Origin of the sequence: Geobacter sulfurreducens PCA, assembly GCF_000007985.2 — a bacterium.
Classification (GTDB): Bacteria; Desulfobacterota; Desulfuromonadia; order Geobacterales; family Geobacteraceae; genus Geobacter; species Geobacter sulfurreducens.
Genome location: NC_002939.5, coordinates 1,518,041 through 1,534,691 on the forward strand (window position 1 = coordinate 1,518,041; position 16,651 = coordinate 1,534,691).

General features: G+C 62.0%; 7 protein-coding genes and 1 CRISPR repeat array. Of the genes, 6 read left to right on the forward strand and 1 reads right to left on the reverse strand.

Annotation, left to right across the window (positions count from 1 at the left end; translation table 11 throughout):
• The 6 genes from cas5e (at window position 1) to cas2e (ending at window position 3,732) form a co-directional block, all read left to right on the forward strand.
• Window positions 1-681, forward strand: coding sequence for a type I-E CRISPR-associated protein Cas5/CasD (gene cas5e, locus GS_RS06905; protein ID WP_010942037.1), 681 nt, complete (start codon window positions 1-3; stop codon window positions 679-681).
• Window positions 668-1,276: a type I-E CRISPR-associated protein Cas6/Cse3/CasE gene (gene cas6e, locus GS_RS06910; RefSeq protein ID WP_010942038.1), complete on the forward strand. Its 609-nt coding sequence runs from the start codon at window positions 668-670 to the stop codon at window positions 1,274-1,276. Before cas5e ends, cas6e begins: the two co-directional genes overlap by 14 nt.
• A 170-nt stretch (window positions 1,277-1,446) precedes the next feature.
• Window positions 1,447-1,917 carry a mobile mystery protein A gene (locus GS_RS06915; RefSeq protein ID WP_010942039.1) on the forward strand — a complete coding sequence of 157 codons (471 nt, stop codon included), beginning with the start codon at window positions 1,447-1,449 and terminating at the stop codon, window positions 1,915-1,917.
• Window positions 1,914-2,498 (forward strand): mobile mystery protein B, encoded by a 585-nt coding sequence (locus GS_RS06920; RefSeq protein WP_010942040.1) that lies wholly within the window; start codon window positions 1,914-1,916, stop codon window positions 2,496-2,498. The genes GS_RS06915 and GS_RS06920 overlap by 4 nt, the downstream gene beginning before the upstream one ends.
• Before the next feature lie 27 nt (window positions 2,499-2,525).
• A complete protein-coding gene (cas1e, locus tag GS_RS06925) occupies window positions 2,526-3,446 on the forward strand; it encodes a type I-E CRISPR-associated endonuclease Cas1e (protein WP_010942041.1) in 921 nt (306 codons plus the stop codon).
• On the forward strand, window positions 3,427-3,732 hold the full coding sequence (cas2e, locus tag GS_RS06930; RefSeq protein ID WP_010942042.1) for a type I-E CRISPR-associated endoribonuclease Cas2e: 306 nt from the start codon (window positions 3,427-3,429) through the stop codon (window positions 3,730-3,732). Before cas1e ends, cas2e begins: the two co-directional genes overlap by 20 nt.
• A 74-nt stretch (window positions 3,733-3,806) precedes the next feature.
• Window positions 3,807-12,500: direct repeats of the CRISPR family, unit length 29 nt; unit sequence GTGTTCCCCGCATGCGCGGGGATGAACCG.
• A 201-nt stretch (window positions 12,501-12,701) separates the two neighbouring features.
• Here cas2e and GS_RS06935 read toward each other — a convergent pair.
• Window positions 12,702-16,613 carry a choice-of-anchor D domain-containing protein gene (locus GS_RS06935; protein ID WP_010942043.1) on the reverse strand — a complete coding sequence of 1,304 codons (3,912 nt, stop codon included), beginning with the start codon at window positions 16,611-16,613 and terminating at the stop codon, window positions 12,702-12,704.
• Window positions 16,614-16,651 lie beyond the last annotated feature (38 nt).

Here is a 16,651-nt window from a genome sequence, read left to right on the forward strand (position 1 = left end):
ATGCGTGATTATCTGATCCTCAAGCTGCAAGGACCCATGCAGTCATGGGGGGAGCATACTTTCGAGGGAAAGCGACCGTCCGGCAATTTCCCCACACGTAGCGCCCTCCTCGGCCTGCTCGGGGCCTGCCTGGGCATCAGGCGAAACGAGGCCGGTCGCCTGCAACAACTGGCAGACAGCGTTGCCTTTGCCGTTCGTAAGGAAGAACGCTTCCGAATTAGGCACGACGGCCGGAAAACTTCCCTGCCGATCATCAAGGCAACCGATTACCACACGGTGAGGGATGCGCGGGAGGATTATTTCGGCCTGAAAAGCCATGAGACCATTCAGACTTGGCGTGAATACCTGTTCGATGCTACCTACACCGTGGCCGTCTGGAATACCGACGTTGCGACGATATCGCTGGTTGAACTGGAACAGGCCGTAAAGTCGCCCCACTTCACCCCCTATCTTGGTCGGCGCAGTTGTCCATTGTCCCGTCCGCTGTTCGAGATGAGCTTTTCTGCAGCGAATGCCTGTGACGCTTTGCGCATGATTCCTTCGGATGGTGGGGTGATCTACAGTGAGGAGCCGGGCGAAACACGAACCATACGGCTTCGTGACGTGCCATTGGTGCGCCAGCCACGCCAGTTTGCCAGCCGCAACGTCCATGTCTATGGAGGGGTCGATGTATCTGAGTAAAGTCTTGATCAACGGGACAGCCTGTCGCAATCCCTACGAGATTCATCGAGTGTTGTGGAAGCTCTTTCCCGAAGATGCCGATGCCGAGCGTGATTTTCTCTTTCGTGTTGAGCGATCCGGTCAACAGAGCGTGGAGGTGTTGTTGCAGTCCCGACGTGAACCTACTATGGCTGCATCTCGTGAAGTACTCTTGATGGGAAGCAAACCCTACCTTCTCAGCCTCCAGCAGGATCAGCAGCTGCGCTTTATGCTAGTCGCCAACCCGATAAAGACGATCAACGACGAAAGCGCGAGACTAAATAGTGCCAATGAAATAAAGAAGTGCCGCGTTCCGCTGATTCGTGAGGAGGATCTGCGTGCATGGCTGAAACGGAAACTTGAGGGCGTGGCCGTCATTGAGGCGGTCGAGGTAGAAAAGCGGCCGGCTATGAACTTTCGTAAGGCCAGGGAAAAGCGGGTCGGTAAGGTACAGGCGGTTAGTTTTCATGGTGTGTTGTCAGTGACGGACCCCGTCGGGTTGATATCCCTGATCAATACCGGCATCGGCCCTGCCAAGGCCTTTGGCTGCGGTTTGCTATCGCTGGCTAGGACATAAATTCTCCCCCCGCCCCCCTTTCATAAAGGGGGGAAAGGAGCCTTTTCGGCAGGTGTGATAATAGGCAACAGGACTATCGGTACAAATTAACCTTAATATTAATAATACTGTTGAATAAATTAACAAATATATTAATATTTGTAGTAATAAAATTAATTTAGAGGTTAATTATGCTGCCAAGCCGAAAACGTCTCGTTCTTGAACAACTGGGGAAAACTCTCTCACGTTTCGCCGGACTACAAGCAGTATCTCCCCCGGCAAGGGGGTGGATACGAGCCATCCGGGAAGCGTTGGGGATGTCTGGCGTACAGTTTGCCGCCCGTTTGGGGGTGACGCCGCCACGGGTGACGGCGCTGGAACGGGATGAACTGTCCGGGGCCGTTACCATGAAGACCATGCGCCAGGCTGCGGAGGCTCTGGATTGCGTGTTTCTCTATGCTCTGGTGCCGCGCACGAGCCTTGAGGAAACCATTAGGAGGCAGGCGGAGGCCGTGGCGCGTGAGCGCCTGTTGCGGGTGTCCCACACCATGATGCTGGAAAGCCAGCAGCTCTCGGAAGAGGAGATGAAACAGGCGCTGGATGCTGCGGTGGAGGAACTGGTGCGGACTATGCCGAAAGATTTGTGGAGCAAAGCCCCATGAACTTCGAGTACCCCGACGGGGCAACTCCTCTTGATTCAGATGAGGCTGAAGGGCTTCTCCTGACGCATATTACCTCACGCGGCGAGCTGGATCGCTGGGAGCAGGAAAATATCGCGGAAGGGGAGGCCTGGGCTTTCGGACGCAGGCAGAAGAATATCCTGAGCGAAGCCTTTATTCGTCGTCTGCATAAGCGGATGTTCGGCCATGTATGGCGTTGGGCCGGAGAGTTCCGCAGAAGCGACAAGAATATCGGCGTCACGTGGTGGCAGGTGCCGATTGAACTACGCAAACTGTGCGACGATGTTGTCGCCTGGATAGCGTTCGGCACCTACCCGCCCGACGAGATTGCCGTGCGGTTCCATCACCGGCTGGTGGCCATACATCCGTTTGCCAACGGCAACGGCCGGCATGCCCGGACCATGACCGACCTGTTGCTCGTCCAGGCTCTGCAGCGTCCTCGATTTACCTGGGGAAGCGGCAATCTCGTCAGTGTCGGCGACTGCCGGCGCTACTATATCGAAGCGCTTCGCGCCGCCGACCGGCATGATTATCAACTTCTGCTGGAATTTGTGCGGATGTGATCCTGATTTGCCAAGGAGGTGTCAGCAATGCAGCCACAGCTTCCTCCCCTTAAACCCATCCCGATAAAAGATCGCATCTCGGTTCTCTATGTGGAAAGGGGGAACCTCGATGTGCTTGACGGCGCCTTCGTGGTGGTGGACAAGACCGGCGTCCGCACCCATCTCCCCGTTGGCGGGGTGGCGTGTCTCATGCTGGAGCCGGGCACACGGGTATCCCATGCAGCGGTGACGCTCGCCTCCCGGATCGGCTGCCTCCTCGTCTGGATCGGCGAGGCCGGGGTCAGGCTCTACGCCTCGGGCCAGCCGGGCGGGGCGCGGGCCGACCGGCTCCTCTATCAGGCGAAACTGGCCCTGGACGATTCGGCTCGGTTGAAAGTTGTGCGCAAGATGTACGCCCTCCGCTTCAGGGAAGAACCTCCCGAGCGGCGGAGCGTGGAACAACTGCGCGGCATTGAGGGGGTGAGGGTTCGTAAGATGTATGAGCTTCTCGCCCGCCAGCACGGTGTTGCGTGGAAGGCCCGCAACTACGACCACACTCAGTGGGAAAGCGGCGATGTGCCGAACCGCTGTCTGTCATCGGCCACCGCCTGTCTCTACGGTATCTGCGAGGCGGCGATCCTGGCGGCGGGCTATGCGCCGGCGGTCGGTTTCATCCATACCGGCAAGCCCCAATCGTTCGTCTACGACATCGCCGACATCTTCAAGTTCGAAACCGTGGTGCCGGTGGCCTTCCGGATCGCCGCCAAAAAGCCCCGCGACCCGGAGCGGGAAGTGCGGCTCGCCTGTCGCGATGCCTTCCGTCAGTCAAAGATTCTGCATCGCATCATACCTACCATTGAGCAAGTGCTAGCAGCCGGTGGCATGGATGTGCCCACGCCGCCGCCCGAGTCGGTCGAAGCCGTAATTCCGAACAAGGAGGGGATCGGAGATGCTGGTCATCGTGGTTGAGAATGCGCCTCCGAGGCTGCGCGGCCGGCTGGCTCTCTGGCTGCTTGAAGTGCGGGCCGGAGTCTACGTGGGCAAAGTCTCGCGTCGGGTGCGGGAGATGATCTGGAATACCACCGTGCAGGGGATAGACGACGGTAACGCCGTCATGGCTTGGAGTACCAACACAGAGTCGGGTTTCGATTTCCTAACCCTCGGCGCTAACCGGCGAGTTCCGGTAGAGATGGATGGAATCAAGCTGGTGTCATTCCTGCCGGAGAATGGAGCACAGCAGGCTGCCGAACCATGACGAAACCTGTGAGAAAAGTTGGTAGGTTTGAGTTGTTTGGAAATTGCATGTGAATTCAATGATGTAGAGGAAGTGTGTTCCCCGCATGCGCGGGGATGAACCGATCGCCCTGGAGACCACCGCCCGTGACGGCGAGTGTTCCCCGCATGCGCGGGGATGAACCGAGCCGGCGTTCAAACGCGACACTGGCGGCCGAGTGTTCCCCGCATGCGCGGGGATGAACCGGCCTGTTCCCCCTCGTCGGCCAGGTTGTTGTGGTGTTCCCCGCATGCGCGGGGATGAACCGTCGTCGAAGACATGGACCAGGCCGACGCCGTAGTGTTCCCCGCATGCGCGGGGATGAACCGTGCTCTCCGGGCTCTCCGGTCTGGTGAATTTCGTGTTCCCCGCATGCGCGGGGATGAACCGGTTTCCGGTCGCAGCATGGAGCCGATGATCGTGTGTTCCCCGCATGCGCGGGGATGAACCGCTCACCCAATGACCTGGTACTGCCCGGTATATGTGTTCCCCGCATGCGCGGGGATGAACCGCTTCTGTCGCTCACGCTCAATGCGGTCCGTACGTGTTCCCCGCATGCGCGGGGATGAACCGCAACGGATCGACTACTGGGACTGCACTGTTTAGTGTTCCCCGCATGCGCGGGGATGAACCGATTACGCGCATGCCAGCTCCAACCATGCTCGAGTGTTCCCCGCATGCGCGGGGATGAACCGGGGGTAAAGGGGGGCATGATGCCCCCCTCTGCTGTGTTCCCCGCATGCGCGGGGATGAACCGGCCGTTACCGGTAACCCCGGTCGTTATGATGGGTGTTCCCCGCATGCGCGGGGATGAACCGACAGTAGCAACGATAGCGAGAGAAAGGAAAATGTGTTCCCCGCATGCGCGGGGATGAACCGGTGCTCTCGGTTCCGGTAAGACATACTATGCTGTGTTCCCCGCATGCGCGGGGATGAACCGATATTTTTGGTAATCAGCAGGGTTTTTAGTCGGTGTTCCCCGCATGCGCGGGGATGAACCGACGATACAGCAGACGATACAGGAGCAAGGACAGTGTTCCCCGCATGCGCGGGGATGAACCGTACCAGGAATGTGTTTAGAACGCTCGAGAGCCGTGTTCCCCGCATGCGCGGGGATGAACCGTTCAATGGGTTGATTTGATGGATTCCAAGCTTGTGTTCCCCGCATGCGCGGGGATGAACCGTGCCGGGGGGGTGGCGCCGGCGGTGGTGTCTTGTGTTCCCCGCATGCGCGGGGATGAACCGGTACCGGGCCGCTCCTCCATGACCAACGCCAAGTGTTCCCCGCATGCGCGGGGATGAACCGGTCGGCAGCCGGCCCTGGGTGCTCTCCTCGGGGTGTTCCCCGCATGCGCGGGGATGAACCGTAGACCTCTGCAGCGCCTTTGCCACTGCAGCAGTGTTCCCCGCATGCGCGGGGATGAACCGTCGGCAGCGGTAAATCCGTCATGCGCCGCAAAGTGTTCCCCGCATGCGCGGGGATGAACCGCCCCTTGTCGCTGCCGGACTTTTTCTTCAGGTGTGTTCCCCGCATGCGCGGGGATGAACCGTCAGCCGGGCCGCCGACCCCAGCGCCCGGGAGGTGTTCCCCGCATGCGCGGGGATGAACCGGCCCGGTCTGGCGGGCCGACCAGATCATCACCGTGTTCCCCGCATGCGCGGGGATGAACCGAACCAGTCGGTGGCGTCGGTCTGGAAGGGGTTGTGTTCCCCGCATGCGCGGGGATGAACCGTTCAACCCATATATGGGACTATGCGGCTAGGCGTGTTCCCCGCATGCGCGGGGATGAACCGGAGGCGTAAGCATGGCAACAGAGACTCAGAACGTGTTCCCCGCATGCGCGGGGATGAACCGAGCTAGGCGACATCTCGTCTTTTGTCCGTGCCGTGTTCCCCGCATGCGCGGGGATGAACCGCACGACTCACCGCCTGGCTGGCGGCCGACGAGGTGTTCCCCGCATGCGCGGGGATGAACCGTATTCCCAGGTTAGCGGTTGCAGCCACAGCATGTGTTCCCCGCATGCGCGGGGATGAACCGCCATCAGCAACGCCGCAGACCGCGCCGGCATCGTGTTCCCCGCATGCGCGGGGATGAACCGGCTGGTTCATGGGGCGTTCACCTCCGCAGGCCGTGTTCCCCGCATGCGCGGGGATGAACCGAGGGCCGGGCCATGATCCAGGCCGACCTCGACGTGTTCCCCGCATGCGCGGGGATGAACCGGTTTTTCTGGAGGAGGTGCCCCCCTGGCATGCGTGTTCCCCGCATGCGCGGGGATGAACCGGCTGTGTCTGCTGTGATAATCTTGAGAGTGATGTGTTCCCCGCATGCGCGGGGATGAACCGGGCGAGGTTAGGCGGAGGCTGGAGAGCATCGCGTGTTCCCCGCATGCGCGGGGATGAACCGACGAGCCACTGAAACTCAGCCCCTGGCCCAGAGTGTTCCCCGCATGCGCGGGGATGAACCGGACCACGGCTACCTCAAGAGCGTGTTGAAATCGTGTTCCCCGCATGCGCGGGGATGAACCGCTGCCCGCCTGGGGCTTGATCTCCAGCAGGCCGTGTTCCCCGCATGCGCGGGGATGAACCGCTGCGGGAACAGCAGGCCGAACGCCTGGGCCAGTGTTCCCCGCATGCGCGGGGATGAACCGACCCCGGCAACCTGACGTGCGGCGTTTGGGTCGTGTTCCCCGCATGCGCGGGGATGAACCGCTCGCCAGGGGGCAATCTTTGCTCCTGCCACGGTGTTCCCCGCATGCGCGGGGATGAACCGATGCAGATCCTCGTCGCCTACGATACCGCCGTGTGTTCCCCGCATGCGCGGGGATGAACCGCTCGCGGTCGGAGCTGCCGGTGAGGCGGCGCCGTGTTCCCCGCATGCGCGGGGATGAACCGTGCTCTGGCCCGACACGCCTCCTGAGCAGCGCGTGTTCCCCGCATGCGCGGGGATGAACCGCCCTCCCCATCCCTGGTCGTAACCCGAAGATTGTGTTCCCCGCATGCGCGGGGATGAACCGCCCAGCGGATCGTCAACGACGAGCGGCACCTCGTGTTCCCCGCATGCGCGGGGATGAACCGGTGCGCGAGGGTATTTGCGGTCAAGGGCATCGGTGTTCCCCGCATGCGCGGGGATGAACCGACCACCGCCCCCATCACCTGGACCGGCGTCAAGTGTTCCCCGCATGCGCGGGGATGAACCGAAATTAACCACACCGGACCGCTGTTTCTCAACGTGTTCCCCGCATGCGCGGGGATGAACCGATCCTGTCGAGGCCCTGCAACTCCTGGGAGAGGTGTTCCCCGCATGCGCGGGGATGAACCGGCGAATGCCGTTCGCCCGACCTACGGTCGGACGTGTTCCCCGCATGCGCGGGGATGAACCGGGGTCTGGTCCGGTGGATGTCTATCTGTGCAGGTGTTCCCCGCATGCGCGGGGATGAACCGATGCATTCGGGGAAAGCCCTTATCGTGACATTGTGTTCCCCGCATGCGCGGGGATGAACCGCAGATGAAAGGAACCTGAAAATGGCACTCAGAGTGTTCCCCGCATGCGCGGGGATGAACCGCGACACAGGATCGCGTCGCCAGTCTTGATCTCGTGTTCCCCGCATGCGCGGGGATGAACCGGGGTATAACCCGCCTATAGACGCCGACTACGCGTGTTCCCCGCATGCGCGGGGATGAACCGATACACAAGAATGGCCGGATCGAGATGCCGAAGTGTTCCCCGCATGCGCGGGGATGAACCGTCAATATTTTAGTTTTGCTGGTCAGGCGTTTCGTGTTCCCCGCATGCGCGGGGATGAACCGCTCGTCAGCGCCATGCTCAAAGAGGCGGCCGGGTGTTCCCCGCATGCGCGGGGATGAACCGCTGGATATCACCGAGGGGGGCGCCGTTGTCCTGTGTTCCCCGCATGCGCGGGGATGAACCGTGTCCACCCCGTAATTTCCGAGACTTTTTTAGGTGTTCCCCGCATGCGCGGGGATGAACCGAATGCACCGTCCGCAATTACCGCTTTAGCTATGTGTTCCCCGCATGCGCGGGGATGAACCGCCTTTGTAATAGTCGAAGCCGAACTCGACGCCGTGTTCCCCGCATGCGCGGGGATGAACCGGGTGATGTACGCCCCACCATCAATTGAGACCTGTGTTCCCCGCATGCGCGGGGATGAACCAGCCGAGCACGACGAAGAGAAACTCCGCAAGTGGTGTTCCCCGCATGCGCGGGGATGAACCGATATGGGGAACTAAGTGGAACGCCTGTGAGTCGTGTTCCCCGCATGCGCGGGGATGAACCGCGGTATCAAATGAGGCCTTCCCCTCGTCAGGGGTGTTCCCCGCATGCGCGGGGATGAACCGTATAATGAAGAAGGGAGAATTGAACAATGGGTGTGTTCCCCGCATGCGCGGGGATGAACCGAATCGCTTTGAGGTTCGTTGCTGGAACGAGGAGTGTTCCCCGCATGCGCGGGGATGAACCGATGAGGGCTGAAAACCCGGCAATCGAACCCTGGTGTTCCCCGCATGCGCGGGGATGAACCGGTCATTTCTGTTCTCCAGCCGCTATCGCCAGCGTGTTCCCCGCATGCGCGGGGATGAACCGGCGGCCTGGAGGCGGTCGACTCCTTCACGGCCGTGTTCCCCGCATGCGCGGGGATGAACCGATGTGCGGCCCCTTCTCCTTCGGTGACTACTCGTGTTCCCCGCATGCGCGGGGATGAACCGTTTATCGTTGCGAACCGACAGAGGGTGAAATAGTGTTCCCCGCATGCGCGGGGATGAACCGGTGAGTATGCAGCAATGAACATTTCTCTCCTTGTGTTCCCCGCATGCGCGGGGATGAACCCAGATGTGTGCTGAATTCAAGAACCCGCAAGGCGTGTTCCCCGCATGCGCGGGGATGAACCGGACAAAATCAGCGACATTACCACCGTTGGCGAGTGTTCCCCGCATGCGCGGGGATGAACCGGTATTCCCTATGGCCGGAAACACCATCATCGTGTGTTCCCCGCATGCGCGGGGATGAACCGATCGAGGATCTGCTCGTCGGTGATGGTGCCATGTGTTCCCCGCATGCGCGGGGATGAACCGTAACCATGCCCGGATCACTATCGAGTACACCGGTGTTCCCCGCATGCGCGGGGATGAACCGCGCACGAATGTCCTCGGCCCTCCATGCCGTACGTGTTCCCCGCATGCGCGGGGATGAACCGCCGTTACGCCGACCGCCGAGTTTCGGCAAAATGTGTTCCCCGCATGCGCGGGGATGAACCGCACGGAAAAGAGCCCGACTCCGTGAACCAGGCGTGTTCCCCGCATGCGCGGGGATGAACCGCAGGATGGCGTCGAAAAATACTATCGCCGGTCGTGTTCCCCGCATGCGCGGGGATGAACCGGAGTACGACTGGGTACTCATCGACGAGGCGCAGTGTTCCCCGCATGCGCGGGGATGAACCGAGCGGGTAGATGTCCTCCCGGTACTGGGATGCGTGTTCCCCGCATGCGCGGGGATGAACCGGTGCCAAACAAGCCGTCAGTGCTTTTGGCGGGCGTGTTCCCCGCATGCGCGGGGATGAACCGCTTGAGCGACCGCTTCAGAATCGGGATGAGCCGTGTTCCCCGCATGCGCGGGGATGAACCGGCGTTGCCATCTGGGTCCTGATGCTCGACCGCGTGTTCCCCGCATGCGCGGGGATGAACCGGTTTGCCGATACGTGCCGTCCCTGCGCCGACAGTGTTCCCCGCATGCGCGGGGATGAACCGTACCCTCACTAAAGGGCAACAGCACGATTCAAGTGTTCCCCGCATGCGCGGGGATGAACCGCGCTGGCTCACCCTGGCGCAGGGTCTCCGACAGTGTTCCCCGCATGCGCGGGGATGAACCGATGAGGGATGCTTCCGAAGGTAAGATTGAGGCGTGTTCCCCGCATGCGCGGGGATGAACCGAGGTTGGGTGTGGCTTCCTACGATTTTGAGCAGTGTTCCCCGCATGCGCGGGGATGAACCGACTGTAACGTCTGCCATTGGCTCAGGAGGTTTGTGTTCCCCGCATGCGCGGGGATGAACCGATACCAAAACAAAAGACATTATGTCCGACATCGTGTTCCCCGCATGCGCGGGGATGAACCGATCAACTACACCTACACCGTGGCCGCCAGCGGGTGTTCCCCGCATGCGCGGGGATGAACCGCTATCCGGTTCATTTTTTCATTGGTGAGATAGGTGTTCCCCGCATGCGCGGGGATGAACCGGCTGCGAGGCTGCACAGACGAATCCTGGAAGGGTGTTCCCCGCATGCGCGGGGATGAACCGGGGATCACCTGATGGACGCAACCCGCTACCTAGTGTTCCCCGCATGCGCGGGGATGAACCGAGTGGCCCCACCGGCAGTATAGCCGGTTCCGCGTGTTCCCCGCATGCGCGGGGATGAACCGGTGCTGGGACTCTTCGCGCAGGGCGCCCATATGTGTTCCCCGCATGCGCGGGGATGAACCGGAGCTTCGGCGGGTTTTGCGGATGCTGGTTTAGTGTTCCCCGCATGCGCGGGGATGAACCGAAATTGCGACTATCCTCACCAAGTTGGCAAAGGTGTTCCCCGCATGCGCGGGGATGAACCGACGCTACTTTTTATCGCTGGGATCATTGCAATGTGTTCCCCGCATGCGCGGGGATGAACCGGTTGTCCAGAGGGTCAGCCATTTGGAGCTTGGGTGTTCCCCGCATGCGCGGGGATGAACCGGAGTTGCAGCCCCTCACCGGACGGAGTCGCTAGTGTTCCCCGCATGCGCGGGGATGAACCGGCTTCTTTGAAGCTGGGGACAATATCCCTGCTGTGTTCCCCGCATGCGCGGGGATGAACCGACCTCAAACAGAGCATCAACGCGGCCCACTCCGTGTTCCCCGCATGCGCGGGGATGAACCGCCGGAGCCTGGGAGATCGGCAAGAACTACCTGGTGTTCCCCGCATGCGCGGGGATGAACCGGGTAAACCCGTCCCCACAGTCACGATGGTGGTGTGTTCCCCGCATGCGCGGGGATGAACCGGCGACAACTATGCTGGGGTCGTGTACTTGCCAGTGTTCCCCGCATGCGCGGGGATGAACCGGTGTACTTACTTCCGTGTTGGTTCTCTCTGCGGTGTTCCCCGCATGCGCGGGGATGAACCGCCGGTCTTGAGGGTCCAGCTTTCCTGCTCGAAGTGTTCCCCGCATGCGCGGGGATGAACCGCAGTCGATACTCACCGATATCTCGTCAATAACGTGTTCCCCGCATGCGCGGGGATGAACCGGGAAACAGCACGATTCAACTGGTGTGTAACACGTGTTCCCCGCATGCGCGGGGATGAACCGAAGAAGGCCGGCTGCCATACATTCCGCCATAGGTGTTCCCCGCATGCGCGGGGATGAACCGCTACGCAATGGCTCACTAATGTGGTCCATACGGTGTTCCCCGCATGCGCGGGGATGAACCGATGTTCAAAGCGTTGCGCCAGTGGTTAACGTCGTGTTCCCCGCATGCGCGGGGATGAACCGCGGATGCCGAAGGGGGCAATTTGCTTACGGGTGTGTTCCCCGCATGCGCGGGGATGAACCGCCAAAACCGCCAAGGACAACTACGAGGCGCAGGTGTTCCCCGCATGCGCGGGGATGAACCGGTGGATATCAAGCGCCTGACCCTGGAAACTGCGTGTTCCCCGCATGCGCGGGGATGAACCGCTGCGCAAACAGTTTGAGGGTCAGGTGGTGGAGTGTTCCCCGCATGCGCGGGGATGAACCGTTGACGGAAGCGTTTCGGTATCGGAAGGCATTGTGTTCCCCGCATGCGCGGGGATGAACCGGTGATTCCAGTGGCCCCAGCGGCAGTGCTGCCGTGTTCCCCGCACATGCGGGGATGAACCGGGTTTCTACGGCCAGTACCGGGGCGAAAAGAAGTGTTCCCCGCACATGCGGGGATGAACCGTTGTCACGCTTCGCGGCGCAGAACCGGAAACAGTGTTCCCCGCACATGCGGGGATGAACCGGAGCCAGAACCATGAATATATTAGACGGGGCAGTGTTCCCCGCACATGCGGGGATGAACCGGTGGGCTCCATGCTGCGACCGCGCACTAGAACGTGTTCCCCGCACATGCGGGGATGAACCGCCTTTACATCGGTTTTCATGGCCTTGATAAAGGTGTTCCCCGCACATGCGGGGATGAACCGCACGTGCACTCGGTTGAGGATGTCGCCATAAGGTGTTCCCCGCACATGCGGGGATGAACCGACGCCTATGACCACGCGGCGAAGATCATCGGTGTGTTCCCCGCACATGCGGGGATGAACCGCGGTAGACCTACTGGTGGACTCCGGGCTCTCCCGTGTTCCCCGCACATGCGGGGATGAACCGCCGCTCCAGTTCGGCAACGTGGACCAGATCCGGTGTTCCCCGCACATGCGGGGATGAACCGGTAGAATGGCTTTTCGGCGACGCGCTCCGAGAGTGTTCCCCGCACATGCGGGGATGAACCGTGGACGAGCGCAGTCAGGAGAAGTTGCTCGTCGTGTTCCCCGCACATGCGGGGATGAACCGCTCCAACGAATTGCCGCCATCGAGCGCCATCAGTGTTCCCCGCACATGCGGGGATGAACCGACAATTCCGCCGGTGCGGTAGATGTGTTGGTAGTGTTCCCCGCACATGCGGGGATGAACCGTCCAGCATTGCCTTGCCGTGTCCGGATTTGCGGTGTTCCCCGCCTGCGCGGGGATGAACCGCCCTTTCGGAGTGCAAGGGCTTGTGTTCACGGGACGGGATGGCCTGGAGCCGGACGATGCGTGTCTGCTCCTAATGGCTTCATCCATTTCTGCAACGTGTAGTTACGGTGGTGCTCTTTGGAAAAAAGAAGACGGCCCCCATCATCGGGAGCCGTCTTCTTGTCGTTCAAGTCCGCACGCATGCGGACGGGCCGCAACTTCTTACTGGATCGTCAGGTTGTTGACCACGAGCGCGCCGTTGGTGATGGTGAAGACCCCCTGCAGGGTCGTCATGCCGGTGCTGGTGCCGAAGAGCGCGTCGTAACCGCCGCGGAACGTGACGGTGCCGGTGGTGTTCAGGTTGACTGCAGGTTCGACGAACAGAACCCCAAAGGCCTGGATGGTGTTGCCTGAAGCCGCTGCAGTGAATGCGGCCGCCAGGCTCGGATAGTAGGTAGTGTTGATCCGGACCGGGTTGGTGGTGGGCGAGATGCCTGTACCACTCAGGCTGATGTTCGGCACGGGAGAGGCGGCGTCATTGGAAGTGATCTGCAGGTTAGCCGTCACAATCCCTGCTGTCGTGGGAGCGAACGTGACGGAGAAGGTGCAGTTGGCGGCCGGGGCGATCGTCACCGGCAGGGTGCCGCAGGAACCGTTCTGGATCGTGAACATGGCCGCATTGCCGCCCGATGGGGTGAACGCGGTTACATCAAGGGGCAGTTGTCCGGTGTTGGTTACGGTGATGTTAGTCGGGCTCGAGGTGAAGCCGACGGTTACGTTACCGAAGTTTGCCGTCAGCGGGGAAACCGTGATTATCGGTCTGGAGATGACGGCCGTGTCGGCGGAAAGGACGTTGGACACCGGCGAATCGCCGAGGGCGTTGTAGGCGACTACCCGATACCGGTAGGTGGTCGTCGAGTTGACCGCCAGGTCGGTATAGCTGGTGGCGTTCGCCAGAGCCGTCCCGATGGGGGCGAAGTCGGTGCAGCTGCTGCCGGCGCAGCGCTCGACCCGGAAGCCGATTTCGTTTTTCGGGTTGCCCAGAGTCGTGGGCGCGCTCGGCGGCGTAGAATCGGTCCAGTTGAGCACCACGCTGTTGACGGTGACGATGGCCGTGTTCAGGGTCGGCGCGTCCGGCAGGTTGGTGACGGGAATGAACTGCATGGGCCGCATCATGTCGTTTTCTTCATGGCTCAGGATGTGGCAGTGCCAGACGTATTCCCAGTCGAAGTTCATGAATCGGTTGATGTTGGGCGTTGCCCATGCCTGACCGGTTGTCGGGTCGACCATGGAGAGCTCGGTGGTGTCGCCGAGGGGGGTTGCCGGGTTCAGGGGACGGAAGCTGTTGGGCACGCCGAACGGCATCTTGGGCTTAACCGGCTTCATGGCGACGATGGTGTCCTCGAGCGGACTGATCCGGACGGTATCCTTCCAGCCCAGTTCGGTGGGGTCGGGCAGGCGGATGAAGCCGTCCCAGCCGACCCGGTTGAGCACCTGGACGTCGAAGAGGTGGAAGTGGACCGGGTGCGTGTCCACGCCGTTGTGGGTGATTTTCCAGATCTGGATGCCGTCTTCCTGGAGCACTTCCGTTGCCGGGTCGCTGTAGGTCTGGACGATGAAGTTGACGCGGCCGGCGCCGGGGGTGATCAGTTCGAGGCCGAGGGCGGCGCGCATGCGGCCGTAGTCGTCGAAGGTTTCGCCCTGCTCGTCCTGGATCGCCTTGAACTTCATGGGCATGCCGCCTTTGGTGGTCTTGGTGGGATCCCAGGGCAGGGGCGTGGTGTCGGCAGGGTTGTACTGGTAGGTGGTTGATCCGTCGCTGCCGATGAAGTTGAGGACCTTGTCGTTGATGCGGGAGACGCCCCAGTTGGGCCACGAGGTGGGGAACACCCGGTCGTAGGCCTTGTTGTAGGCATCATAGGTTTCGGGGAACAGGAAGGCGCTGAAGACAGCAGGGTCGCCGGCGGGGTTCATGTTGCCCTGACCCACGATGATCGGGTCCTGTGAGCGCTGGAAGACGCTGGGCTGGCCTCCGGAGTTGCTGCCCGAGGTGAAGGCGGCCTGCAGCGCGGCGAGGTTGAAAGGAGCACCGGCGCCGGCTGCGACGCGAATTTTCATGATGGTGCGGGTGTTGGGGCCGAAGCCGGCCAGCGTGGTGTCGGCGCCGCCCATGGCGCGGTTGTCCGGTGCGCCGGTGTAGTAGTCGTAGTGCGGATCAATTGCGGGCCAGGGGGCAGGCGCGTCATTGTAGAGGATCAGGGTCTGTCCGGCGTACTGGGAGAAGTCGACGATCACGTCGGCCCGTTCGGCGGGGCCAAGTATGAGCGAGCCGCCGTTGACGTTACCGGCGTTGAAGGTGGTTACGTCGTTGTTCCAGGTGACCGGGTGGCTGGGAATGACCACGGGCTTGGGCAGGAAGCCGCCCTCGGTGCCGATCATGACCCAGTCGGGACCCCGGGTGGTCCAGTCGGGGATGCCGCCGGGACGGCCGTCGGCAGGCCACGTGGCGGGCCAGGTCGGATCCGTCGAGTAGTCCAGGGCCGGAAGCATTTTCACTTCTGTCTCGGTGGCACAACCGCCGAGCGCCAGACACTTGGCGTCGGAGCCCGGCGTGGCGTTGGGATCCACCGTCGGATCGGCCTTGTAGAGCTGCAGGTTGACGAACCGGTCATGGTTCGCGTTGAGGACGCGGAGCCGGTAGGGCTTGGGATCCACGTCGACGACCGGATAGGCGGTGCCGTTGACGAGGGGGGTATCCATGAACGCTTCAGCTCCCCATGAAGGGTTGGGGGTGCTCGGAATCTCGGGGGGCTGGCAGAACTGGCCGTAAGGGCCGCCCAGCAAGCCAGGCGTGGTGGCGGGGTCGCCCGCCGGATCGCACGCAGCACTGTAGTAGGGGTTGGGGATCGGCTGGAACGGGTTGTTGGTGGCGGGCCAGAAGTAAGGTCCGTAGGCCCAGCGTCCCATGGGGGCGATGCCGGTGATGTCGAAGGGGTTCTGGGCCGGCATGTAGACGTGGGGCCACCAGAGATCGCCCTTGACCGGCGTCATGGGACCGGTTCCCGTCCAGGGCTGGCTACCCCAGGCCCAGGTAGGGTCGGTGGCGACGATGGTGGCCGGGTCAACGAAGGTCTTGTCTTCAATGACCAGCGGAAGCTCCGCGGAAGGGATGGTTCCGGCGGTGATCAGTTCCTGCTCCACAGCGTCCCTGATCAGGTAGCCGGCCGCCTCGCCCACGTAGACGTTGAGGCGGGTGATGCCCCAGGCGTGGTCATGGTAAAACAGCATGCGGGAGCTCTGCTGGTTGGTCCAGTAGTAGGTCTGGGCGCCGGGACCCGGGTCGGGCATGTCCGGTACGTTTTCCACGCTGACCCCCGTGGGGTAGTCGGTCATCTCGCCGGCGGGGGTGATCCACTGGTGAGGGGTGCCGTCACTGATCCAGGGGGTGCGGCCGCCGTGCAGGTGCAGTTCGGCCCGGTTCTGGGTGAAGGTGCCCGACTTGAGGGCCGTTGCCTGCTTCGTGACCGGATCGTAGTCGATCTGGAAGGGACCCGAGCCCATGACCGTCTGGTCGACGGGGATGAAAAGGTTGCCGCCGGCGCCGGTGGGGAGCTTGTTGATGAACTTTACCCGTACGGGCCGGTCCTTCTGGGCAACGATAATGGGGCCCAGGTGACGGGGGCCGGGTGCCGGAGCCACGGTGTTGTTGGCTGTCGTACAGGGGGTGGCCAGGTTCAGCGACGGATCGGTACACGAGGTCGTGTCAGTGCCGTTGTTCACCTGGACGTAGCCCCGCAGGGTGGTCGGCGGCAGGTCGGAATGCATCTGCTCCGAGTATTGCCGCAGTTCGATTTCGTAATAATCGGAGCCGGGGTAGGTGGTGATGTCGGGTACGGCCACGGACAGAAACTGCCCTAGGTTGTTGGCGTTGCCGCTGCCGAGTCCCGGCAGGGTGTCGACGAATTTCCGCATGGGCGGGCTGTTCGCCCAGTTGGGGGTGGTCAGGTAGTCCGGCGTATCGCCGGGACCGATGGGGGTCTTGTCCGGCTTGAGGAACGCCAGCGCGGTGCCGGTACCGGACCCGAGAGTGAGAATCGCTATGGCCGTGGCCAATAACATGCGTGCGGAAGTCATGATCAAATGTCTCCTTTGTGCTGGCTATAACCCGTCGG

Bases quoted from the DNA above. Each gene is read 5' to 3' on its own strand.
- cas5e (WP_010942037.1), top strand. From the start codon at position 1: ATGCGTGATTATCTGATCCTCAAGCTGCAAGGACCCATGCAGTCATGG.
- cas6e (WP_010942038.1), top strand. From the start codon at position 668: ATGTATCTGAGTAAAGTCTTGATCAACGGGACAGCCTGTCGCAATCCC.
- GS_RS06915 (WP_010942039.1), top strand. From the start codon at position 1,447: ATGCTGCCAAGCCGAAAACGTCTCGTTCTTGAACAACTGGGGAAAACT.
- GS_RS06920 (WP_010942040.1), top strand. From the start codon at position 1,914: ATGAACTTCGAGTACCCCGACGGGGCAACTCCTCTTGATTCAGATGAG.
- cas1e (WP_010942041.1), top strand. From the start codon at position 2,526: ATGCAGCCACAGCTTCCTCCCCTTAAACCCATCCCGATAAAAGATCGC.
- cas2e (WP_010942042.1), top strand. From the start codon at position 3,427: ATGCTGGTCATCGTGGTTGAGAATGCGCCTCCGAGGCTGCGCGGCCGG.
- GS_RS06935 (WP_010942043.1), bottom strand. From the start codon at position 16,613: ATGACTTCCGCACGCATGTTATTGGCCACGGCCATAGCGATTCTCACT.